Source organism: Lentibacillus amyloliquefaciens, assembly GCF_001307805.1.
GTDB lineage: Bacteria > Bacillota > Bacilli > Bacillales > Amphibacillaceae > Lentibacillus > Lentibacillus amyloliquefaciens.
Genome location: NZ_CP013862.1, coordinates 3,161,612 through 3,184,148 on the forward strand (window position 1 = coordinate 3,161,612; position 22,537 = coordinate 3,184,148).

The following is a 22,537-nucleotide window of genomic DNA, read 5'->3' on the forward strand; positions in this document are numbered from 1 at the left end:
AGAACATGTCAGACATGATTGAGACATTGCGCAATGATGAAAATTTGACACCAAAGCAAATTGAGATTCTAAAAGCAGCGATCGAGCTGATTTCGGAAAAAGGCTACTACAATACGTCAACAAGCGAAATCGCCAAACGGGCAGGGGTTGCTGAGGGAACTATTTTCCGCCATTACAGCACGAAAAAGGACTTGCTCGTTGCGATTGTCACACCGGTTATTTCAGATTTTTCGGCGCCCTTTTTTGCCAAACAATTCGTTGATCAGGTCTTCCGTGAAACGTATGCAAACTTCCGGGACCTGCTTTATGCGTTCATCAAGAATCGCTTTGAGTTTGCGCAGTCCAATGTTCCGCTGATTAAAATTCTGCTGCAGGAACTGGCCTTTCACCCGGAAATTCAGGCGGCGTATAAAGAGCAGTTTACTGACAAAGTCTATCCGGCAATCAATCAGGCAATCGACTTTTACAAACAAAAAGGCGAACTCAGGGACCTTCCAAACGAGACAATCATTCGTACGATGGTGCCGACAATACTGGGATTCATGATGACGCGGTTCATTTTAAAACCGGATCAAACGTGGGATGATGAAGCTGAAATCAAGCAGACGATTGATGTTATTATGGGTGGAGTTGGAAAAACATGAGACTTTAGAATGGGGTGGGGCAAAAGTGTCTCATTAAAGAAAAATCCGAACTAATTAGAAGTTATGGTTGGTGTATATAACCCGCTTCGGAAATATACTTCGCTTTCCGCGGGGTAAGCCTCCTCGTGCTGGCGCACTTCGGAGTCTCACCTATGCCTATGTTCCCGCAGGAGTCTTCGTCTATTTCCTTCGCTCAAGTAGTGTGTTGTTCGTTTGATGGCATCACAACGGTGCTCATAGCCATTTTTGATGCAACTTCGACAGTAGGCATTATATCCGCCCCGTCAATAGTCGCCATAATCGAAAGCGTCTTTTGTTTAATATTCGATAACCCTAAACGATGCGGATATCTTAATTAATTTGCCCCGCGCCCCCAAATTCCGCTATAATTTAACCAATAACAGCACCGTTCGACATTTAGCATTTCCAAGGAGACCGATCATGTTTAATTATACCGATTTGGCGGTTGCTTTTCTGATCGCCCTCATTTCGACGTTCCTGCTGACGTTTCCCGTTAAAAAACTTGCCATCAAACTGAAGACGGTTGACCTGCCGAACTATCGCAAAATCCATAAAAAGGTGACACCACGATTAGGCGGTCTGGCCATATTTGCGGGGGTCTTTTTGGGCGGGCTTTATTTGCAACCGCATCACCAGCATCTGCCGGAAATTATACTCGGTGCGATTGTCATTCTCATCACAGGCGCGGTAGATGACCGTTATTCGATCCGCCCTGTCATCAAATTGTCCGGACAGCTGATCGCCGCTTCATTTCTCATTTCATCGGGTCTGATTATCGATCGGATCACGTTGCCGATTATAGGGATGGTCGATCTTGGGTTTATGAGTGTGCTGATTACAGTGCTTTGGATTGTCGGTATCACCAACGCGATTAATTTGATTGACGGTCTGGATGGACTGGCGACCGGCGTCACGACGATTGCGCTCTCGAGCATGTTTGTTATGGCATTGATCGACGTTCAGATATTGGCAGCCTACTTATGTATCGTCCTGATCGGTGCGAACCTAGGCTTTTTATATCATAACTTTTACCCGGCGAAAATTTATATGGGGGATGCCGGGTCCAACTTTTTAGGCTACATGATTGCGGTTGTTTCCATCGTTGGATTGTTCAAAAACATTGCGCTGTTCAGCTTCATTATTCCGGTTATCGTGCTGGCGGTCCCGATTTTCGATACGCTGTTTGCCATTGTTCGGCGCGCTTACAATAACGAACCGATCATGATGCCGGATAACAAGCATATCCACTATCAGCTCATCAGATCGGGATTCAGCCACCGCAAAACGGTGCTGATTATTTATGCGTTCAGTGTTTTGTTTGGCGGAATGGCCATACTATTTTCCTATGCCAGCTTAACGACGGCGATTATCATCACGTTTTTCGTTCTGTTACTGCTGCAAATTTTTGCTGAAATCGGCGGGGTGGTTATGGGTGGCAAAAGGCCAGCCCTTGATTTGGTTGGGCGCGTGTTGCGGAAACGGGAGCGATAGCAAGTGGCTGCCTGTTACCCATGATTTAAAAAGTAAGGCATAAGTTTTCGATTTGGCGCCCATGTTTCGGTGTGACACGCCCATGTTTAGCTTCTCGCGCCCATAATGACCTTCAACGCGCCCATGTTTACAGTCTCGCGCCCATATTTGTGATTTCGAGCCCATGTTATGCCCACTCATGCCCATGTTTCTGTTTACGCGCCTATAAAATTAAATTCACTAGCGTTGCATAAATATAAATTGAATATTCTGTAATCCATTTAGCTCTATTTTTCGCCAAAAAGACAAACCTTAATGAAAAAGTGGCATTGTCCATTTGGTAAAATTATACATTTACTCCGGGAGAGACAGCGACAACACCTATAATTATGGTATGCCGCTAATGCGACGAAGCCAGTGACGGCAGTTCTTCCACAGTTTCGCTTTTAATAAACGACTAATCTGCAATATGGTTTTCCTGGACTCTGTTTCTAGTTGAATGAGCACATGCAGGCAATAAACGATCAGCGCTAAAAAGATCTGGTTCATCACAGCTGTTTCACTATGGCCATAAAAATGTTTGATTTTAACGTGCTGTTTCAGCCATTTGAAAAATAATTCAATCGTCCAGCGTGAACGATACATGTCACTGATTTCACTGGCTTTTAGGTCAAACCGGTTTGTGATGAGACGCAGTCGATTGCCTTTTGTATCATCGACTTCAATTAAGCGAAATAGATTATCCATGCGCTTTGTTGGACCACCGACAGCTACCATTTGATCCGTAACGATCGTGGAACTCTGTTCCACCTCAAAGGACTTGATCGTCCGTGTAATCGAGTTTTTCTTCAACCGGGAGACGAAGAAATAACCGTCGTCCGTCATGCGGTCAAAACGCTCATAATCTATGTAACCACGATCAAATACGTAGGTTGCTTCCTTGTCGTCCACCAAAACTTCTAATTGGCTACGATCGTGTTCGTTGGCCGTCGTGATGTTGGCGTACTCCGGATAAGAAGAACCATTTTCCATGAACACCAACCGCAAGTGCAGTTTGACGCCGCCTTTCGTTTTACGGAAGGTAGCCCATGGATGATTCGTCAGGTTGAGTGGTATCGTGCTCGAATCAATGATTTTTACCGGCATAACTGTTCGACCCGGTTGAGAATGGCGTATCTGATCAACTAATTGATAAAAGATGGCTGCCAACAAATTGGGATCCACAGTACGGTGTTTTCGCGACAATTGGGAAACGCTAATTGAATCCAGCCCCAATTCCTGTTGAACCTCGTCATCAAAAAGTGTATCACTCATCGCATGTAAGCTTTCCACCTCTTCCAGGTGGGACAATAATAACAGTTTGATGTACGAATAAGTCGTAAACTTTTTCGTGTAGCGATCTTGCCCGGTCTGCGTAATTTGTTCTGTAAGTTTTTCAATATTAATGGGTGCAACCCATTTACCAAATGATGATAATAGTGTATGATTGTCCATATTCTGAGTTCCTTTATATTGGATTTGGACAACAACCACCAATTCCATTATAAAGGATTTTTTTATACCCGGAAACCTATATTTTGGATAATTAACAAGATTATCAATTTTCTTTTATTGTTTATGCAACGCTAGTGAATTAAATTGAATGATTACATTATTCTGCGCAAAATGCCAAAACAATGCATTCAACCCAAATTTAAGCTATAATAGAATTAGGCAAGGAGGTACAGTGATGCAGCAAATTAAAAAAGCGATTATACCGGCAGCAGGGCTTGGGACACGTTTTTTGCCGGCAACAAAAGCGATGCCGAAAGAAATGCTCCCAATTGTGGACAAGCCAACCATTGAATACATTGTCGAAGAAGCGGTCAAATCAGGCATTGAAGATATTATTATCGTCACTGGCAAAGGGAAGCGGTCGATTGAGGACCATTTCGATCATTCGCTCGAGCTGGAAGATAATTTAATGAAAAAGGAAAAATTTGAGCTGCTGGAGCGGATTAATAAATCATCTAATGTTGAAATTCACTACATTCGTCAAAAAGAGCCAAAAGGATTGGGCCATGCTATCTGGTGTGCGCGCAAGTTCATTGGCAGCGAGCCGTTTGCCGTGCTGTTGGGTGATGACATCATCCAAAGTGAAACACCGGGTTTAAGTCAAATGATCAGTGAGTATGAAAAGGCACACGCTTCGATCATCGGCGTACATAAAGTGCCGGAAAGCGAGACGCATCGTTACGGGATTATCGATCCACAGGAAAAGTTCGACAATCTGCATCAAGTGAAAAACTTTGTAGAAAAACCGAAGCAGGGAACAGCACCATCCGATATGGCGATTATCGGCCGGTATATCCTGACACCGGAGATATTTGATTTTCTTGGCGAGCAAAAAATCGGCGCCGGCGGTGAAATTCAGCTGACGGATGCTATTCAGGAACTGAACAAAATTCAGCGGGTCTTTGCACTTGAAATTGAAGGCAGACGTTATGATGTCGGTGAGCAGCTTGGCTTTATCCAGACCACCATCGAAATTGCCCTGTCACGTGACGATCTGCGTGAACCATTGATGGCGTATTTGAATGAGCTGCAGGAAAAAGTGAAAGAATATAAATAGGTAATTTTCGGCATCCGCCGAAAATTTTCTTTTTAGTGGGCTTTTAGTGGGATGAATATGTGGTAAAGTGTCAGATTCAAGCGGGAGGCGGTACAGTACGAGCGATGGCGCGCCAAACTCGAGCAGAAACGCCCGAAACTCGAGCGGGAACGCCCCGAACTCGAGCGAGAACGTTGAAAAGTCGAGCGAGAGCACCCGAAACTCGAGCGAGGATGCCGCCAAAACGAGCGGGAGTCCCCCGAACATGAGCGAGAACGTCGGAAATTCGAGCGAGACCACCACGAACACGAGCGAGGGTAGCACCAACACGAGCGGGAGTCTCCCGAACTTAAGCGAGAACGCCCAAAACTCGAGCGACACCACACACCAACCGAACGACAGCAATACGTTCCCGTGCAGCCACAATTCACCGCCTGATACAACAACACCAGCCGCACGCTTCGATTTTTGACCGAAATTCGACAAAATCCAGCGCGAGGTATACAATCAAAGTCAGTTGCTTGTGCTGCTTGCAAAATGCGGACGTTTAGCTGGCCAATTCATTTTTGCTGAAAAATTTGGAATTTGATATAAAAGAGGGGTATGACAAAAGAGATCAATAAAGGAGACGAAGCATGGAACAACGTACAACATTGAAACGTTCATTAAAGCCGCATTGGGTCTGGGCGATTGCACTGGGCTCATCGATTGGCTGGGGAGCGTTTGTGCAGCCGACGACCTGGATGTCAACAGCGGGACCGCTCGGCGTTATTCTGGGCTTTGGCATCGGGGCACTGCTCATGATGCTGATTGCTGTAAGCTATGGATTTTTGATTAAAAGCTTCCCTGTATCAGGCGGGGAATTCGCTTATTCGTACATAAGTCTTGGACGCACACACGCGTTCATCAGCGGATGGTTCCTGACGCTCGGCTACTTATGTATTGTCGCGCTGAACGCATCCGCCTTTGCATTAATGGTTAAATTTGTATTTCCGTCCATTCTTGAAACCATGCACATGTATACGATTGCTGGCTGGGATGTCTATTTCACTGAAGTAATTATCGCTTCAGTCTTGCTCGGGGTTTTTGGTTACTTTAATGTTAAGGGTTCAAGTTTTTCAGGCCGCATGCAGTTTGTATTCTGTTCGATCATGGTAATTGGGGTCGTTGCCATCACGTTCATGGTTGGTGCGCAGCCGGGGGCAGGTCTTTCCAATGTCAATCCGCTATTCCCAACTGATACAACCGCCTTTGCAGCCGTCATTTCAATTGTTGCGATTGCACCATGGGCATACGTCGGGTTCGATAATGTCCCCCAAGCTGCAGAGGAGTTCCACTTTTCATCGAAAAAAGCTTTCACACTGATTATACTGGCGATTTTCTTTGCTGCGCTCTTGTACAGCATGATGATTATTGCCACATCCATGTCAGGTTCATGGCAGATACTTGTCGCCCAGGAAGAAACGTGGGGCACAGCTGAAGCGCTTCAGGGTGTTCTCGGTAATATGGGTGTTGTGATTCTGGTGACTGCCTTGACGATGGGGATCTTCACCGGCTTAAACGGGTTCACGATTTCTTCAAGCCGTCTCTTATTCGCCATGTCCCGTGCCAAAATTATCCCGGCGGCCTTTTCCAAATTGCACCCGAAATATAAAACACCATATGTCGGTATCATCTTTACAGTTCTTGTGACGATGCTCGCACCATGGTTCGGGCGCCAGGCGCTGACGTGGGTTGTTGATATGTCATCCGTCGGTGTGACGATTGCCTATTTTTATACGTGTTACACGGCGTTTACGTTATTTAAACAGTCCAAAGATAAAACATTCAATCCGAAAAAACACGTTGTCGCACCAGGCAAAAAGGTCCTTGCAGCCTTAGGGATGCTGGCGAGTGTCACCTTTCTCGGCCTGCTATTAATCCCGGCATCTCCGGCAGCTCTGGGCATGGAGTCATTTATCGCACTCGTCGTCTGGATTATTCTCGGTGTGATATTCTATTCTATGAATCGGAAAGAATTAAAAGAAATACCAGAAGAAGAACTCAACTATCTGATACTCGGCAATAAAAAAATCGAAGCCAAAAACCGTACCTAATTGGCAAAAATCCGGCATTTCATATTAAAAGAGGAGAGGTGACACTCAGTCACCTCTCCTCGTTTTCATTCACTTAATGAAAACTGATTTTCCCACGTATCGGTATACAGAGCGTTTCGTTTTGCCCGGTACACCCAGGCTCCTTTTGGAAAGTCTGTTATCTCCGCTTCAAATACTTTTTCAGTATGATCAGGATGGGTCACTTCGACAATGTTGCTTTGATTCCCCTTATCAACATGACCGAAATTGATCAGGACGTTTCCGGAGTCTTCCTGATACCGGGAACTTCCGATAATAGCGGTGAAATAGTCTTCTCCGAGTTCTTCACCGTACGACCAGATCATTTCCACTTCTTTAGTTTCTTCATTGATACGGTAATGATTCGCAGCACTGAACTGTTTGGATGAAATCCTATCGCCGCGTGTGACAACGATATTGTTGTCATAGAGCATCAAGTCCAGTGTGTCCGGGTTGTTATCGAAGTCCGGCAGAATCCTTGCATCGTGCTGACCGGCAGGGTACTTAAAATCATTTCCCCCGACCGCTTTCAGTAAATCATCTTCCATTTCGTCATACCAGCCCTTTGGATAGGCGAGCACCCATTGAACCTCTTCTGTTGCGTAATTGATCTTCATTACAGTGTCACTGTTGCGGCCGGAAATGATGATGCTCTTATCACTTTCATCATAAGTAACCGAATTTTGGTGGAACCAATCGACAAGGCCTTCTTTCGGTTCCGTGCTGTCATGTTCTTCATAAGCCTCAGTCGGGAAAAGGTCTTTCAGGTCGATTTGTTTCACAACGTCGCCGGTTTCCCGGTCGATTTCAACCATGGTGTCTTCCATGTATTGCCCTTCGCCATCATTCACCGTCAGCAGCAAATTGCCTGATGGCAGCTCTGCAACGTCATGGTGAATCAGCGTCGCTTCTAACCCTTTAGATTCGGCGTGAGCGGCTTCTTCACTGATTTTAAAGGCATTGTACAGCTTACCGATATAGTCTGTTTCGAATAAACGATTATAGGCGGTGCCGCTGTTATCATCTTTCCCTAAATATAAAAGGTTGCCGTTATTAAGCTCCTGCAAGACATGGCTGTTATACCCTGAACCATACCAGCGGATATCCCCGTTGATGTCAAACCCGTAGACAAATTTCGTGCTTGGTATGGCAAAGGTTAATTCACTATTGCCAATTTCCATTTTACTTGTTTCAGCCGTTTTGATGCTGATATCCGGTATATAATCCGGCAATTCTTCCGTTGTGACCGTCACGGTGTTTTCCATTGTATCGCCATTCTCTGTTTCCACTGTTATATGCACTTCATTTTCCTGATTCGGATAAAGCCCGACGACCGGCATCTCATGATGTGTTTTATAATCATTGAAGGATTTGGAAATATCGGCTTCTGCCGTCTTGCCCTTCACCGTAAATGACACGCTGGCAGGCTTTTCTGTGTCAAAAATAACCAAAGCTGACAGTGGGCTTCTGCCATACGGGTCACGTTTGACATACGGATCGTTCAGGGTGCTGCCTTTACTTTCTGCTAAGAGGGAAGCCTCCAATTCATCCTGCTCGTTCAATAACGATTGAGCCTTTTGAGGCGGATACTTAAAACTACTTTCTTCCGCATTAGCGTTATGTTCACCGGTGACCTGGTTGTCACTTGTATTCATCAGAATAATGATAACGAACAAGCCAGTAACGCCAATGGTTACCCCTGAAATAAATCGCTTCATCCATCTGACTCCTCTCCGAATTTTTTGAAAATAGGCAGCCGAGCTATGCCGTCAATCAATACGCTTGCCTGAGTGTGACGGCCCGGCAGCCTAACGCGTACCAATTTTGCTCAAAAGATACCCGGTCGTAATGTTCCGCCCGACCGGTGTGCGGGTCATGTGCCATGATATTATTACCCTCAATCCCTGTCAGCACAACGGCATGTTCATTTTCATACCAGTCCGTCTCGTCGCCTTCTTCATCTGTCCATGACAAGCCGAAAAATGTTTCCCTCTGTTCAAGGGTTGTCCAGACGAGCACGGGCTTTCCGGAGCGAACGATGTTTAAAATGGTCTTAAACGGTCGGCCGGTCAGATTTATCCCGGCTCCCGGCATGAACGTTTCAAGCGTCTGTAATATCGGCCCTTCAAACACGCCGTAACTACCGTCGTCAGAATCCGTATACGGGTTACCGACAAAGGCTTTGTTCGGATGGGCGCCTCGCCATCCGCTTTCTGTTATATGAACTTTGTCACCCTTGGGCAGCGCATCGGCCACTTCAAATTTGCTTACCGGTCGATCACACCCCCAGCCCAGCAACATAGCCAGCGATGTAGCTTCACATCCTGTCGGCAGTTCCGGGTATTGGTAATAGAGGGGACGTTTTCGATTTTTATGTTTGGCGTCGGTGCTAAAACTTTTTTTGGTTTTGTAAGGGCATATAGTATGAAAGAACTAATGCCTATCAGTCCGAGAAATCGTTTTACTGACAAATTATCACCCTCCACAATTTATGTTTTCAAGTATACCATAAAAGACGCTGTCGTCATTTCATTCAAAAAATTCCATTTTATTTACTTTTTGACAAATTTTTTATAAGATAAAGAATAGCTATATTGATTGGAGGTGTGTCTTATGGGGCAATCAAAAAGGAGGAGCTTCATAATAGCAGCCAATATAATTGGTGTGACAGCAATCATTTTAATTATTGCACTTCATGAATATAACCCGCCAGAGACTGTTGATGCTGAAACAGAGGATCAGGATTCAAAGGAAGAAACCCAACGTTTTCAACCGAGTAATGCTATAACCGCAAGGCAATTCAGTGAAGATTATAAAATTCCAGTGATAAATATAAGTGAAGATGATTCAGATGAAAAAGAGCTTGAAGCTGATGATGAGGAAGAGACTCAAAAACTGGCTGAAGATTCAGTTGAGGTGACGATAGACACCAGTATAGAAGAACGTGATGCTGCAACCAATGATGAGAGTGTTTCTGTAAATTATACCAGTGGAGAATCTTCAACTAATACAGAACTAACTGAGACAAAAAAAGAAACACCAAATTCATCAATATCAAAAGAAAAGGATCAAGATGTTGAAGATAATAGTGATGAGAAGACCGAGCAAAAGGATAATCCTCCAGAAAAACCTGTTGAAGAGGATTCAGACGAACCAGAGAATCCTGTAGAAGAGAATCCAGACGACCCTGTAGAAGATGATGATTCTTCTCAAGAAGCGTCGGAGGATGATGGCTCAAATCCAGATCCAGAACACCATGAAGACGAAGAAAAAGAGAAACCTAAAGAACACGATACTGAGGATAATGAAAATAAAAAGCGTGAGTCAGATAATCAATCTAAAAAGAATAACTAACCCCCACAACCTGGTCAACACCAGGTTGTTTGTTTTGCAGTGACGTAAAATTACTGTCGATTGATTACCGCTAAGCCCAGTGATAAACTTGTAATGAGTGCCAGTTAATACAAGTTATAGTGCATTTTCTGAGAAGTATTAGTTAGTCCAACAAGTGCATAATCAAAGGAGAACAATAACATGAAAGTCAAAAAAGCGATTATACCTGCAGCGGGTCTGGGCACCAGGTTTTTGCCGGCAACAAAAGCCCAGCCAAAAGAAATGCTGCCGATTGTCGATAAACCAACCATTCAATATATTGTTGAAGAGGCGGTTGCTTCAGGGATTGAAGACATCATCATCATCTCAGGAAGAGGCAAACGCACAATTGAAGATCATTTTGATATTTCCTATGAATTAGAAGAAAAATTAGCCAATAAAGGTAAAACGGAGATGCTGGAAATGGTCCAATCCATTTCAAATCTGGCCAATATTCACTACATCAGACAAAAAGAGCCTAAAGGGCTTGGTCACGCTATTTTATGTGCCAAAAGCTTTGTGGGAAATGAACCATTTGCCGTCCTGTTGGGCGATGATATTGTTGAAGCGGACGAGCCATGCCTAAAACAGCTCATTGATGTCTATGAATATAATCAGCTGTCTATTGTCGGTGTACACAGTGTCCCGGACGAGGAAGTTTCGAAATACGGAATCGTTGAGCCGGGCAATCAGGATTACGGTCCAAATATCCGGACCATCCAGTCGTTGGTGGAAAAGCCACCTATTGAAGAAGCACCTTCCAATTTGGCGGTCATGGGACGGTATATTTTAAATCCATCCATCTTTGAAATCCTGGAAAAGCAGAAACCCGGAAAAGGTAACGAAATTCAGCTGACTGACGCCATTGAAACCTTGAATGAGAAAGAGCAAGTTTTAGCATATGATTTTACAGGTGAACGCTATGATATCGGTGATAAATTAGGATTCGTGCAGGCGACAATTGATTTTGCATTGAAACGGGAAGATTTACACAAAGATATTAAAGACTATATGGAAAAAACACTTGAGAACCTTAATACCCAGGAGGGCAGATAATGAATATCGCAGTCATCGGGACAGGTTATGTAGGGCTTGTAACCGGCGTTTGCCTAGCCGAACTTGATAACCAGGTCACCTGTATCGATATAGATGATGAAAAAATCGCTGTACTAAAAAAAGGTGAAAGTCCAATTTATGAGAACGGCTTGCCGGAGCTTCTCCAGAAAAATATTGAACGAGAACGTCTTCATTTCACAACCGATTACAATGAAGGCCTGGCCAACAAAGATTTGATTTATATAGCGGTTGGAACTCCGCAGGGAGAGGACGGCGCCGCTGACTTAACTTTCATCGATCAAGCATGTCAATCGATTGCAAAAATACTTGATCATGATGCCATCATTGTCACAAAAAGTACTGTACCGGTGGGCACGAACGAACATATTAAAGACCAAATCCAAGCGGGACTGCCTGATGATGTAACCATTAATGTCGCGTCCAACCCTGAATTTCTCCGGCAAGGATCGGCCGTACACGATACTTTTAACGGGGACAGGATTATCATTGGTTCAGATGATGAATATACACTGGACATTTTGGAAAAGGTTAATACCGGTTTCAATCTTCCCATCGTAAGAACGGATCTGCGGAGCGCTGAGATGATAAAATATGCTTCGAATGCCTTTTTGGCAACCAAACTCAGTTTCATTAACGAGATGGCTAACCTGTGTGAAAAGTTGGGTGCTAATATTGACAATGTTTCAGAGGGAATGGGGATGGATAAGCGGATTGGAAGTTCATTTCTAAATGCCGGTATCGGCTATGGCGGGTCGTGTTTTCCAAAGGATACAAGAGCTGTCATCTCAGTTGGGAAAAAAGTTGATTATGACATGCAGCTGCTGGAAAATGTGGTCGGTGTTAATGAACGACAGAAGGTAATACTTGTCGACAAAGTGATGGAACGGTTTAAAGACCTTCAAGGTAAAAAAGTCGCTGTTTTGGGTTTGGCGTTTAAACCAAACACAGATGATATGCGGGAAGCGCCATCCATTTTTGTGACCGAAAATCTGCTGGACCAGGGTGCAGATGTCCATGCCTATGACCCGGTTGCGGCGGAAAATGCCAAACAAATACTCTCGGACAAAATCACCTATGCTGCCAGTGTGAAAGAAACCATAGATGGGGCGGATTTGACATTAATACTGACAGAATGGGACGAAATAAAGAAATTCCCGCTCAGCGAATATAAACAATACATGAACTACCCAGTCATTTTCGACGGCAGAAATTGCTTTGATTTAGAACAGCTGGCCGGAAGCAACGTTGAATATCATTCCATCGGCCGGCCCGCTGTGTATAGTTAGTGCAGAAAGGAAGTTGGCGCAAGGCCGACTCCTTTTTCATTTGAAGAAATCATTTTGACGATGAATCGATCTATTTTGACAATTTATTATTTTGTGCTGCTGTGGTATAATGCGTTGAGATTAATAGGAGCAATAAATCGATGTCCTTAACAGGGGAAGGCTGAATACCGTGAAAAAGAAAAAAGTGCTTTTCTTCATTTATCAAATGGGTGCCGGCGGAGCAGCCAGAACAATGCTGAACATCATCAATAATCTGGATAGGACAAAAATTGACCCTGTACTGGTCACTTTGAATTATAATGGAAATTATGAAGACTATTTGAAATCGGATATTAATTTTATCAAACTCGAAACAAAACGATTGCGATCAGCCATTTTCCCATTGGCCAAAGTCATCAGACATGAACAGGCGGACGCTGTATTTAGCACGATTCCGAACTATAACACCGTTGCTATATTAGCAAAGTTATTGTCGTTTACATCAGCGAAAAGCATTGTCAGGGAAGCGGCTTATTTAGGCGGCGACTTTTCAGCAAACATGAAATTAAGAGCCTATGGGTTCTTATATCGGTTTTCCGACAAGGTTATAGCGCTGTCTAACGGTGTTAAGGAAAATATCATCAGGCGCTACAATGTGAACCCGAAAAAAATTCAGGTTATCTACAACCCGGTCGATGTGAATGGTATAGAGCATCTTATTGGCGACGGGAATATAGCCGGAGAACATAAATCAATATTTACGGACGATGCGAAAGTCATCATTACAGCAGGCAGACTTGTCAAAGATAAAGATCATGAAACACTGCTTCATGCATTCGCCAAACTTAAGCGCCGGATAAACACGAAGCTTGTGATTTTGGGTGAGGGTGAACTGGAAGCTTCATTAAAAGCGAAAGCAGAAGAGTTGGAAATAGCCGATAACGTCTATTTTCTCGGCTTTCAGCGCAATCCTTATATCTATTTTAAACATGCCGATCTTTTTGCGCTGTCATCGCTTCATGAAGGGTTCGGCCATGTGTTGGCTGAAGCGTTGGCAACTGGAATACCGGTCGTTTCCACCAATTGCAGGCCAGGTGCCAGCGAGGTGTTGAACGACGGGGAATTTGGTGTCATGTGTAATGTCGGAGATGCTGAGGATATGGCTGTGAAATTATATGAGACTTTAACAAGGGATAACGAACAATTGATGCAAATGGTCGAAAACGGCAAGGAACGTGCAAGAGCTTTTGATGCGAAACGAATTGCCAAACAGTACGAAGAGTCATTTATGCAAACAATCGGCCAGAACGACAGGAGTTGACAAAATGTGAGCACTCAAAAGCGTGTCGTGCATTTGACGACCGTCCACCATCCATATGATCCAAGGATCTACCATAAGGAATGCAAGTCACTGAAAAATGCCGGCTATGATGTGACACTGATTGCCCGGGAAGCCGAAAATGGTGCGCAAAAAGAAAGTCCAATCAGCCATATTCCTGTCAAAACATATAAAAGCAGACTGAAACGGATGATTTTTGGGACTATGGATGCGTATAAGAAGGCAAAAGCACTGGATGCGGATGTCTACCATTTTCATGATCCGGAACTGTTGCCTGTTGGATGGTTATTGAAAAAGAAACATAATGCCGTTGTTTATGATATTCACGAAGATTATATCACTAGTATTATGCAGAAAGAATATTTGAATAAGCCCATTAGAAAATTAACTGCTGCTGCGTATAAGTATATAGAGAAATTCTTTTCCAGGAAGATGGAGCTATGTCTGGCGGAAAAGTATTATAAAGATATTTATCCGAGTGGATACTGTATACTGAATTATCCAACAGTTAATCAAACGTTTGTTCAACATGAACGGAATCATGGACCATTGGAAGATAAACTGTTGTATACTGGGAATGTATCGTACGTACGGGGGGCGCAGATTCATGCGAAAATCCCGTTGGTTCACGACCAGGTGTCGGTTCATTTTGTCGGGAAATGCCCTAGTGACTTAGCGGAAGAAATGTATGATATTGCCGGTGATCAAAAAGATCGGCTCGAACTGGAAGGCATTGACCGGTTCATTGAGAAAGGAGATATCGAAGCAAGGTACCTCGGCCACAATTGGCTGGCAGGTATTGCGGTATTTCCGCCGACCGAGCATTATAAGAAAAAAGAACTCACGAAGTTTTTTGAGTATATGAATGCAGGGCTGCCGATTCTATGCTCGAATTTCCCTGTGTGGAAAAACTTCGTAGAGAAGTATGATTGCGGACTCACTGTTGACCCTTATGATGAATTGAAAATCAGGGAAGCGATTGACTATTTGCGGAACAATCCTGATGATGCAAAACGTATGGGGGAAAACGGCAAAAAGGCTGTCACGGGCAAGCTGAACTGGCATGCAGAAGAAGAAAAGCTCATCGAATGGTATGGGCAATTGACTGCAAAACGGTAAATAGGTGATAATATGGCAAGCAAACATACCAATCAGGAAGCAAATCCGCTCATTTCAATCATTACACCTGCTTATAACGCGGAAGAATTTATTAAAGAAACGATTGAGTCAGTACTTGCGCAAACCTATTCCAATTGGGAAATGATTATCGTGGATGATCGTTCCGCAGATGGAACGGTGGCAGAGGTAAAAGCGTATGAAAAACAGGATGACCGTATTAAATTGGTCGAACTTGAGGAAAACAGCGGATCCGCTGTTGCCCGCAATACAGCAATGGAACAAGCACGTGGGCACTATATAGCGTTTTTGGACAGTGATGATCTCTGGTTTCCGGAAAAGCTGGAAAACCAGCTGCGTTTTATGAAAGAAAAGGATATTGCTTTTTCATTCACAAAATATGTCCGTATGGAAGAGGACGGCACATTAAAAGACAACATATCAAAAGCTCCGGAATCAGTTGGGTACAATGATTTAATGAAACATTGTGTAATCGGCTGCCTCACAGTAATGATTGACAGAGATAAAGTCGGTCATCTCAAAATGGTTAATATCCGGACACGACAGGATTATGCCTACTGGCTCGCAGTAACAAAAAGAGGCTTTCGGGCATATGGATTGCCGGAAGTCTTGGCTAAATACAGGTCAGTAGAAAATTCGATTTCCAGCAATAAAGTAAAAGCTGCTAAACGGCAGTGGTATGTCTACCGGCAAGTTGAAAATCAGAATATCCTTAAAAGCTTATGGTACTTTTTCCATTATGCTGCAAAAGGGATTAGAAATACGATTAAATATAAATTGTCGGCGCGGAACAGTTAATTGTATGAATCAGGCGGTGTCATGTTAAGTTATGAAAACATATCTTCAGGAAATGCTAAAACGAAAAGATTTATTATTTTATTTGGTGAAGTCCGGGCTGAAAGCAGAGCACCGCAATAGCTATCTGGGCTATTTCTGGTGGCTGCTTGACCCTTTATTGAATGTACTCGTGTATTATTTTTTGGTCGTGATTATATTGGGAAGAGGCGACGATGTCGAGAATTACCCTCTCTTTCTTGTTATTGGGCTTGTCGTCTGGAGATGGATCAGCTCAGCTGTGAATTCATCGGCAAAATCAATTTTGCGCTATAGTTCGATTATCAATCAGGTCTATTTGCCGAAATCGATTTTTCCATTGTCATTTACGATTTCACAGATGTTTAACTTCTTATTTGGTTTAATTGTCATCGCCATGTTCCTGGCAATATATGGTGTTATGCCTGATTGGCACATTATCTATTTGCCGCTGCTTATAGTGATTACGGTGATTTTTCTCATGGCAGTCGGCTTTATATTAGCCTATGTCACTGTGTTCGTCCGGGATATTGACAATATCCTGACATATGTGACACGTATATTTTTCTACGCGTCTCCGATCATTTGGGTAGGCGGTCGGCTTCCGCCTGAATACAGCATTTTTGTGGATCTCAATCCAATTGCGATCATCGTAACTGCCTATCGGGACATTCTGATGAATCACACTACTCCTGATTTTATCGGTTTAGGAATCATTACGGTTGTCTCGATTGTGGCAATTATCATAACGCTGTATCACTATAGCAAGAACGAGCACAAAATCATTAAAGCTTTATAATAAAAGAGGTTTTAGCATGGCTGACCAACAGCATCCGACAACAGAAGACAAAGTGATCAAAGCGAAGAATATTGGTGTGTCATTCCAAAGCGGTAAGCAGCAGGATGATTATAAATCAAAAGTATTCCGCTTCTTCAAAAACCGCGGCAGAGTGGAAAAACGGGAAGAGGTCTGGCCGCTCAAGGATATCAATTTTGAAGGACTTCAAGGGGAGATTCTCGGAATTATCGGTTCAAACGGCGCGGGTAAGACCACGCTCAGTAAAATCATTACCGGTATTCTTCGTCAGGATCAGGGTGAAATACGTGTAGATGGTAAAGTGACGGCACTTTTTTCATTCGGCATGGGGTTCAATAAAGAGCTGACCGGGCGGGAAAACGTGTATTTGAACGGCATGATGCTCGGAATCGATAAGCAATTGATTAATAAATACATTGAAGACATTCATGCATTTTCCGATCTTGGCGATTTTATGGATCAGCCGATGAAATATTATTCGAGCGGAATGAAGGCACGGCTCGGCTTCAGTGTTGCGGCACACCTTGAACCGGAAATTCTCATTCTTGATGAAGCGCTGAACACCGGTGATGCGAAGTTCAGCCAGAAGGCAGCACAAAAAATGAAAGAGCTCGTCAAGCGGGCTAAAATGGTGATTATTGTAACGCACAGCCTGCCATATGCTCAGCGGAACTGTGACCGGCTGATCTGGGTTGATGGCGGTGTCATCCGGGAAGATGGTGACCCGACAGAAGTCATTGCCAATTATAAAGCGACAATGCCGAAGCGTCCGCCACGGAAACGGCGCCTGTTGCAGCTTGATAAGACCGAAACAAATATACAGGATAATACTGTAATTAAAGCGGAGAACGTCGGTGTTTCGTTCCAGCTGAAAAATAAAGGGAAGTTTTGGGCGCTAAGGAACCTGGACTTTGAAATCAAAGTCGGTGAAGTTGTCGGGATTATCGGCCATAATGGTGCCGGGAAAAGCACGTTATGCAAAGTGCTCACGAAGATATATCAGCCTGATGAAGGCCAAATCGAACTGAACGGTGAAACATCGGCACTGCTTGGATATGGCACAGGCTTTAACCCGCAGCTGACAGGCAGCGATAACATCTATTTAAATGCGATGCTGCTCGGGATTCCGAAAAAGCGCGTTGATGAAAAATATGATGAGATTGTGGAATTTTCGGGTATAGAGGGAGCAATCGATAAACCCGTTAAAGAATATTCTAGCGGTATGAAATCGCGCCTCGGTTTCAGTATCGCGGCAACACTCAAGCCGGATATTTTTATTATCGATGAGGCCTTATCAACTGGTGACATGGCTTTTCAGGAAAAGGCCAGTGAACGGATTCAGGATATGATTGAGAGTGCCAAAGCGGTAATCATCGTCTCCCATAATATGAATTTTGTTGAAAAAGTTTGCACACGAGCGCTTTGGATGGAGCAGGGACAGGTCCGTTTTGACGGCGGAGCGGAAGAGGCTGTCGCCAAATACCGGGAATCGATCGGTTTAAATAATAAGAAACAGATCGTGAAAAAGGCAAATCCGCAGAACGCAAGCAGATAAAGTCCATGACGAGGTGGTGAATGGTTTGATCAAATTTATCAAAAAAGCGGTCAGTGAAGTGATTGATTGGGCAATATATACGGTGCTGGATGAACAAAAGAAAAAAGCCATTTCCAATTTGTTGTCGGACAAGCAGAAAAATAGACTGCGGAAACTGACACGCCATGGCAAAAAGCATGAACAAAAGCAATTGCTGAAACAACTGCGGCACCACCTTTATACATTGGGCTTTACAAACAGAGCGCTATCAGAACTGGAAGAGCTTTATTTAAATACGACTGATGCTTATTTGAAACGGATGGCAGCATGGGAACTCGCCCAGTGGCACGCCAACAAATATACGAAAGAAGGTGCGCGCCAGGCATTGGACTATCTTCCGGCGGTGGCAGACGGCGAGACTGACCAGGATCAATTGCGTCGCGCGGCAGTCATTAAGGCGGAGTGCCACGATATGCTTGGTGAAACGGAGGAGGCCAAAAACGTTATTGAAGAGGCACTGGAACGGCAGGCGCACCCTGATTTATATCTGGGTTATGCCAATCTGGAAGAAACGATTGAAGAGCGCACCTACTGGATTAATAAGGCGATGGAAGTGTACAATTTACAGCCGATTACCTTTCAAACAACTAATGAAGCTGTGTCGTATGACGATTTGACGACAAAACCAATGGATAAAAAATTCAGTAACGGGCCGAAAGTATCTGTGATATTGCCGGCCTTCAAAGCAGAGGACGGCATTTCGACAGCGATTGAATCTATTCTAAACCAGACATGGCAGAATTTCGAGTTGCTGGTCGTTGATGACTGCAGCCCTGATAATACGAAAGAAGTCGTTCGCGAATACATGAAAGGCGACGGCAGGATAACGCTGTTGTCCACACCACGCAACAGCGGCCCATATGTCGCCCGAAACACCGCGTTAAAAGCAGCCACCGGTGACTTTGTAACCATCAACGATTCTGATGATTGGTCACATGCGGAAAAGATCGAAATTCAGGCAAAGTACCTGCAAAACAACAAAAAAGTGATTGCCAATACATCTGAACACGCACGGCTGACAGAAGAGCTGAAATTATACCGGCGCGGGACACCCGGCAGATATATTTTCCCGAATATGTCCTCGACCATGTTCAGGCGGAAGCCGGTGCTTAACAAAATTGGCTACTGGGACAGTGTGCGATTTGCTGCAGACGGTGAATTTAAACGCCGGCTTATTAAAGCATTCGGAAAAACGCGGTTTGTTGATTTGAAGTCAGGACCATTATCGCTGCCAAGGCAATCGGTTGCATCCCTGACAGGCAGCTCGGCCTTTGGATACAACGGCTTTTTCAAAGGGGTGCGGCTCGAATATGTTGAAAGCCTGGAATACCACCACAGCCAGGCGGATTCATTATATTATCCATATCCACAAAATGAGCGGCCTTTCCCTGTGCCTGAGCCGATGTGGCCTGTTCGTGAGGATAAGGCGGCAGGAAAGCGGCTGTTTGATATAGTGATAGCAGCTGATTTCCGTAATGTAGAAGAAAACGACAACCTGCTTCAGGAAATTATTAGCTTGAAAGGTCATAATAAGCGGATCGGGTTAATTCAAATATACCATTATGATTTGGCGAACAATCATGGGGTGAGCCCATCTGTCCGCGATTTGATTGATGGCAGTGAGCTGCAAATGATTGTTTACGGTGAAAAGGTCAATGCGAAAATGCTGGTTGTCATGGATCCAACCGTGCTTCTGGACTGGCAGCAATACATACCTGATGTCGCAGCCGATGATGCTATTGTTAGGTCAAATGAAATGCCGGAGGGGCTTGATATTGGGTTTTGCCGCAAACAAATGCTTTCCTACTTTGGAAAGACCGGAACCTGGAATAAGGAGACCTCAGATCTCAGCACGATCATCCAAGGCGGGAAGAAGGTATCAGATAATGCCCGTCAATAACGACAAACTCACTGAACTGCAACAGCGAAACAAGGAAAAACAGGATGAATTGGCCAGACTCGAACAGGAGCTTGTGGAAAAACAGGCACAAGAGAGAGCGACAGAACAACAATTGATAGAGCGACGTGCCCAATTCAATGCCATCCAGCGCAAGCTAAAAGCAGCAAGTCAGCTGAAGCGGAAATTTATCCGATTTTTGCGCGCGACTGCTGCTTACTTGCTTGGCAGACGTAACATAAAACAATTTTACAGCAAAATATACAAACGTAAAAAGGGAGAAAATCAATTAAAAAAATACCGCTATTATTTATATGAATTAGGATTTACTGAAAAAGCATTAGCCGATTTGGAGAGAATTTTCGAACAGCCGGAAAATCGCTACGGGAAACGCGCCGTCAGCTGGGAACTCGCTTTATGGCATGCCGGTAAGTATACAAAAGAGGGTGCGGTGCAGGCTTTGAACTACCTCCCGGCTGTAATAGAGGGAGAAAGCGAACAGGAACGATTGCGGAAAGCAGCGATTATAACAGCAGAATGCCACGACATATTGGAAGAGCCGGAAAAAGGAAAACAAGTAATTCGTAACGCGCTCCAAAGAGAGAAGCATCCGGATTTGTATTTAGCCCACGCCAATCTGGAAGAAACGATTGAGGCACGAACTGATTGGCTGAATAAGGTTATGGAAGCTTATAAATTGCAGCCTGTGTATTTTGTGGCTGATAGCGGGCGTGGTGCGAAGTTGAGCGGGGGTGCTGTGAATTCGACCGAGGACGATGCGAATTCGAGCGGCAGCACAGCCAACTCGAGCGAGGAAGCGGCCAACTCGAGCGAGGAAGCGGCCAACTCGAGCGAGTCTGACGCCATATCGATCGGGGATGACATGATATCGATCGAACATACCACAAAATCAATCGAGCACAGCATCAATCCGATCGAATCGGCCACATACGATGACCTCACGACAAAGCCATTGGACAGGACAGTCGAAAACGGCCCAAAAGTTTCGGTCATTTTGCCAGCTTATAATGCGGAGGATGGTATCTCAACAGCCATTGAATCAATCCTTTCGCAGACGTGGCAGAATATCGAGCTGCTTGTGGTTGACGATTGCAGCTCGGATCATACAAAAGACGTTGTCCGTGAGCACATGAAGCATGACTCGCGGATAACGCTGCTGTCCACGCCGGAAAACAGTGGTCCGTACATTGCCAGAAACATCGCATTGAAATCAGCAACGGGCGAATATGTAACGGTCAATGACTCAGATGACTGGTCACACGCTGAGAAAATTGAGATACAAGCTAAACATCTGCAAAACAATAAGAAAGTCATCGCCAATACATCCGAACATGCCCGGCTGACCGAAGAGCTCAAGTTTTACCGCCGCGGGACGCCTGGGAAGTATATTTTTCCCAATATGTCTTCATTAATGTTCAGACGGGAGCCGGTTTTAAAAAAGATTGGCTATTGGGATAGTGTGAGATTTGCTGGTGATGGTGAATTCAAGCGCAGGCTCGTTAAGGTTTTTGGCAGTGCCGCCTTTGTTGATTTGAAGACCGGACCATTATCGCTGCCGAGACAATCTGTTACATCGCTGACCGGCAGCTCGGCATTTGGTTATAATGGTTTTTTTAAAGGTGTACGAAAGGAATATGTCGAAAGCTTCGAGTTCTATCATAAGCACGCGAATTCATTATATTATCCGGCACATCAATCAAACCGTCTTTTCCCGGTGCCGGAACCGATGTGGCCAAAACGCGACGAAAAGCCCACCGACAATCGTCATTTTGATATAGTTGTTGCAGCGGATTTTCGCCTATCGACTGATCGGCTCCAGGATACGATTGATGAGATCGGTGCACATGAATCGATGGGATTGCGGACAGGATTGGTACAGATGGCGGAATATAATTTCAATGCTGCCAAAAAAATCAATCCCGATATCCGCGAATTAATAGAAAGCGAAAATATACAAATGCCGGTGTACGGTGAGGCGATCACGTGTGATATTCTGCTGGTTAAAAACCCATTCATTCTGGAGGAAAAACAGCAGTATATCCCCGATATAAAACCAGCTGCCGTATTGACAGTCATTGAGCAATCCAGTGGTTTAAACATACGGACAGCGTCAAGAAGGCTGATGACTTATTTTGATAAAAAGGGAAAATGGTATCCGAAAAATGACACCGTCCGTGATACATTGGAACGAAGCAAGAAGAACGAATTAAAATATATTCATCTGGCACATGAAAACTGGCAAGATGTACAAGCAGAAAGTGAGATTTCTTATGAGACATTCCTCAAAAACTGGCTGGTTGATACGAACCCGTATTTAAAGTGAAACTGCGTGGTGGGGAGGATTTCCCCACTTAATGTCAGTTGGA

Annotated in this window: 18 protein-coding genes; 14 read left to right on the plus strand and 4 right to left on the minus strand. The window is 44.3% G+C overall.

Translation table 11 applies throughout. From position 1 onward, the window contains the following. Positions 1–5: 5 nt before the first annotated feature. Entirely contained in the window at positions 6–644 is a 639-nt protein-coding gene (locus AOX59_RS15900; protein WP_068446896.1) for a TetR/AcrR family transcriptional regulator, read from the plus strand. Positions 645–1,085: 441 nt separating this feature from the next. Further along, complete coding sequence (locus tag AOX59_RS15905; protein WP_068446900.1) at positions 1,086–2,156, plus strand: glycosyltransferase family 4 protein; 1,071 nt, start codon at positions 1,086–1,088, stop codon at positions 2,154–2,156. 366 nt (positions 2,157–2,522) lie between these two features. On the opposite strand, the gene AOX59_RS15910 is transcribed toward AOX59_RS15905, so the two are convergent. Continuing rightward, the gene (locus AOX59_RS15910) at positions 2,523–3,629 is read right to left on the minus strand and encodes an IS4 family transposase (RefSeq protein ID WP_068446902.1); all 1,107 of its coding nucleotides are present in this window, start codon (positions 3,627–3,629) and stop codon (positions 2,523–2,525) included. A gap of 235 nt (positions 3,630–3,864) precedes the next feature. Here AOX59_RS15910 and galU (AOX59_RS15915) point away from each other — a divergent pair, with 235 nt between their 5' ends. Continuing rightward, positions 3,865–4,746, plus strand: coding sequence for a UTP--glucose-1-phosphate uridylyltransferase GalU (galU, locus tag AOX59_RS15915; RefSeq protein ID WP_068446904.1), 882 nt, complete (start codon positions 3,865–3,867; stop codon positions 4,744–4,746). Here the strand turns inward: galU (AOX59_RS15915) and AOX59_RS19815 are convergent. Further along, the gene (locus AOX59_RS19815; RefSeq protein ID WP_156418731.1) at positions 4,672–5,211 is read right to left on the minus strand and encodes a hypothetical protein; all 540 of its coding nucleotides are present in this window, start codon (positions 5,209–5,211) and stop codon (positions 4,672–4,674) included. The genes galU (AOX59_RS15915) and AOX59_RS19815 overlap by 75 nt on opposite strands. 149 nt (positions 5,212–5,360) lie before the next feature. On the opposite strand from AOX59_RS19815, the gene AOX59_RS15920 reads away from it, so the two are divergent. Next, on the plus strand, positions 5,361–6,821 hold the full coding sequence (locus AOX59_RS15920) for an APC family permease (protein ID WP_068446905.1): 1,461 nt from the start codon (positions 5,361–5,363) through the stop codon (positions 6,819–6,821). Between the two features lie 65 nt (positions 6,822–6,886). Here the strand turns inward: AOX59_RS15920 and AOX59_RS15925 are convergent, their stop codons facing one another. Both AOX59_RS15925 and AOX59_RS15930 read right to left on the minus strand, forming a co-directional pair. Beyond that, complete coding sequence (locus AOX59_RS15925) at positions 6,887–8,557, minus strand: aryl-sulfate sulfotransferase (RefSeq protein ID WP_068446906.1); 1,671 nt, start codon at positions 8,555–8,557, stop codon at positions 6,887–6,889. Between the two features lie 55 nt (positions 8,558–8,612). Beyond that, a complete protein-coding gene (locus tag AOX59_RS15930; RefSeq protein ID WP_237049290.1) occupies positions 8,613–9,140 on the minus strand; it encodes a C39 family peptidase in 528 nt (175 codons plus the stop codon). A 312-nt stretch (positions 9,141–9,452) separates the two neighbouring features. Here AOX59_RS15930 and AOX59_RS15940 point away from each other — a divergent pair, with 312 nt between their 5' ends. The 10 genes from AOX59_RS15940 to AOX59_RS15985 all read left to right on the plus strand — a co-directional run bounded on the left by AOX59_RS15940 (position 9,453) and on the right by AOX59_RS15985 (position 22,494). Further along, positions 9,453–10,193 (plus strand): prolipoprotein diacylglyceryl transferase, encoded by a 741-nt coding sequence (locus AOX59_RS15940; RefSeq protein ID WP_068446914.1) that lies wholly within the window; start codon positions 9,453–9,455, stop codon positions 10,191–10,193. 180 nt (positions 10,194–10,373) lie between these two features. Further along, positions 10,374–11,267, plus strand: a complete 894-nt coding sequence (gene galU, locus AOX59_RS15945; RefSeq protein WP_068446916.1) for a UTP--glucose-1-phosphate uridylyltransferase GalU — start codon at positions 10,374–10,376, stop codon at positions 11,265–11,267. Continuing rightward, on the plus strand, positions 11,267–12,574 hold the full coding sequence (locus tag AOX59_RS15950; protein WP_068446918.1) for a UDP-glucose dehydrogenase family protein: 1,308 nt from the start codon (positions 11,267–11,269) through the stop codon (positions 12,572–12,574). Before galU (AOX59_RS15945) ends, AOX59_RS15950 begins: the two co-directional genes overlap by 1 nt. Positions 12,575–12,743: 169 nt before the next feature. Then, on the plus strand, positions 12,744–13,874 hold the full coding sequence (locus AOX59_RS15955) for a glycosyltransferase (RefSeq protein WP_068446923.1): 1,131 nt from the start codon (positions 12,744–12,746) through the stop codon (positions 13,872–13,874). Between the two features lie 6 nt (positions 13,875–13,880). Further along, on the plus strand, positions 13,881–15,011 hold the full coding sequence (locus AOX59_RS15960) for a glycosyltransferase (RefSeq protein WP_068446924.1): 1,131 nt from the start codon (positions 13,881–13,883) through the stop codon (positions 15,009–15,011). Between the two features lie 12 nt (positions 15,012–15,023). Further along, positions 15,024–15,827, plus strand: a complete 804-nt coding sequence (locus tag AOX59_RS15965) for a glycosyltransferase family 2 protein (protein ID WP_068446927.1) — start codon at positions 15,024–15,026, stop codon at positions 15,825–15,827. 31 nt (positions 15,828–15,858) lie between these two features. Next, positions 15,859–16,641: an ABC transporter permease gene (locus tag AOX59_RS15970; RefSeq protein WP_068446929.1), complete on the plus strand. Its 783-nt coding sequence runs from the start codon at positions 15,859–15,861 to the stop codon at positions 16,639–16,641. Positions 16,642–16,657: 16 nt separating this feature from the next. Next, positions 16,658–18,214 carry an ABC transporter ATP-binding protein gene (locus tag AOX59_RS15975; protein WP_068446931.1) on the plus strand — a complete coding sequence of 519 codons (1,557 nt, stop codon included), beginning with the start codon at positions 16,658–16,660 and terminating at the stop codon, positions 18,212–18,214. A gap of 16 nt (positions 18,215–18,230) precedes the next feature. Continuing rightward, on the plus strand, positions 18,231–20,153 hold the full coding sequence (locus tag AOX59_RS15980; RefSeq protein WP_237049291.1) for a glycosyltransferase family 2 protein: 1,923 nt from the start codon (positions 18,231–18,233) through the stop codon (positions 20,151–20,153). Then, positions 20,140–22,494 carry a glycosyltransferase family A protein gene (locus tag AOX59_RS15985; RefSeq protein WP_068446932.1) on the plus strand — a complete coding sequence of 785 codons (2,355 nt, stop codon included), beginning with the start codon at positions 20,140–20,142 and terminating at the stop codon, positions 22,492–22,494. The genes AOX59_RS15980 and AOX59_RS15985 overlap by 14 nt, the downstream gene beginning before the upstream one ends. Positions 22,495–22,537: the final 43 nt, after the last annotated feature.

Excerpts from the sequence above, each read along its gene's own strand:
- galU (WP_068446916.1), top strand. The coding sequence starts at position 10,374 with ATGAAAGTCAAAAAAGCGATTATACCTGCAGCGGGTCTGGGCACCAGG.
- AOX59_RS15925 (WP_068446906.1), bottom strand. The coding sequence starts at position 8,557 with ATGAAGCGATTTATTTCAGGGGTAACCATTGGCGTTACTGGCTTGTTC.
- AOX59_RS15985 (WP_068446932.1), top strand. The coding sequence starts at position 20,140 with ATGCCCGTCAATAACGACAAACTCACTGAACTGCAACAGCGAAACAAG.
- AOX59_RS15970 (WP_068446929.1), top strand. The coding sequence starts at position 15,859 with ATGAAAACATATCTTCAGGAAATGCTAAAACGAAAAGATTTATTATTT.
- AOX59_RS15930 (WP_237049290.1), bottom strand. The coding sequence starts at position 9,140 with ATGTTGCTGGGCTGGGGGTGTGATCGACCGGTAAGCAAATTTGAAGTG.
- AOX59_RS15910 (WP_068446902.1), bottom strand. The coding sequence starts at position 3,629 with ATGGACAATCATACACTATTATCATCATTTGGTAAATGGGTTGCACCC.
- AOX59_RS15940 (WP_068446914.1), top strand. The coding sequence starts at position 9,453 with ATGGGGCAATCAAAAAGGAGGAGCTTCATAATAGCAGCCAATATAATT.
- galU (WP_068446904.1), top strand. The coding sequence starts at position 3,865 with ATGCAGCAAATTAAAAAAGCGATTATACCGGCAGCAGGGCTTGGGACA.
- AOX59_RS15900 (WP_068446896.1), top strand. The coding sequence starts at position 6 with ATGTCAGACATGATTGAGACATTGCGCAATGATGAAAATTTGACACCA.
- AOX59_RS15965 (WP_068446927.1), top strand. The coding sequence starts at position 15,024 with ATGGCAAGCAAACATACCAATCAGGAAGCAAATCCGCTCATTTCAATC.
- AOX59_RS15975 (WP_068446931.1), top strand. The coding sequence starts at position 16,658 with ATGGCTGACCAACAGCATCCGACAACAGAAGACAAAGTGATCAAAGCG.
- AOX59_RS15905 (WP_068446900.1), top strand. The coding sequence starts at position 1,086 with ATGTTTAATTATACCGATTTGGCGGTTGCTTTTCTGATCGCCCTCATT.
- AOX59_RS15920 (WP_068446905.1), top strand. The coding sequence starts at position 5,361 with ATGGAACAACGTACAACATTGAAACGTTCATTAAAGCCGCATTGGGTC.
- AOX59_RS15950 (WP_068446918.1), top strand. The coding sequence starts at position 11,267 with ATGAATATCGCAGTCATCGGGACAGGTTATGTAGGGCTTGTAACCGGC.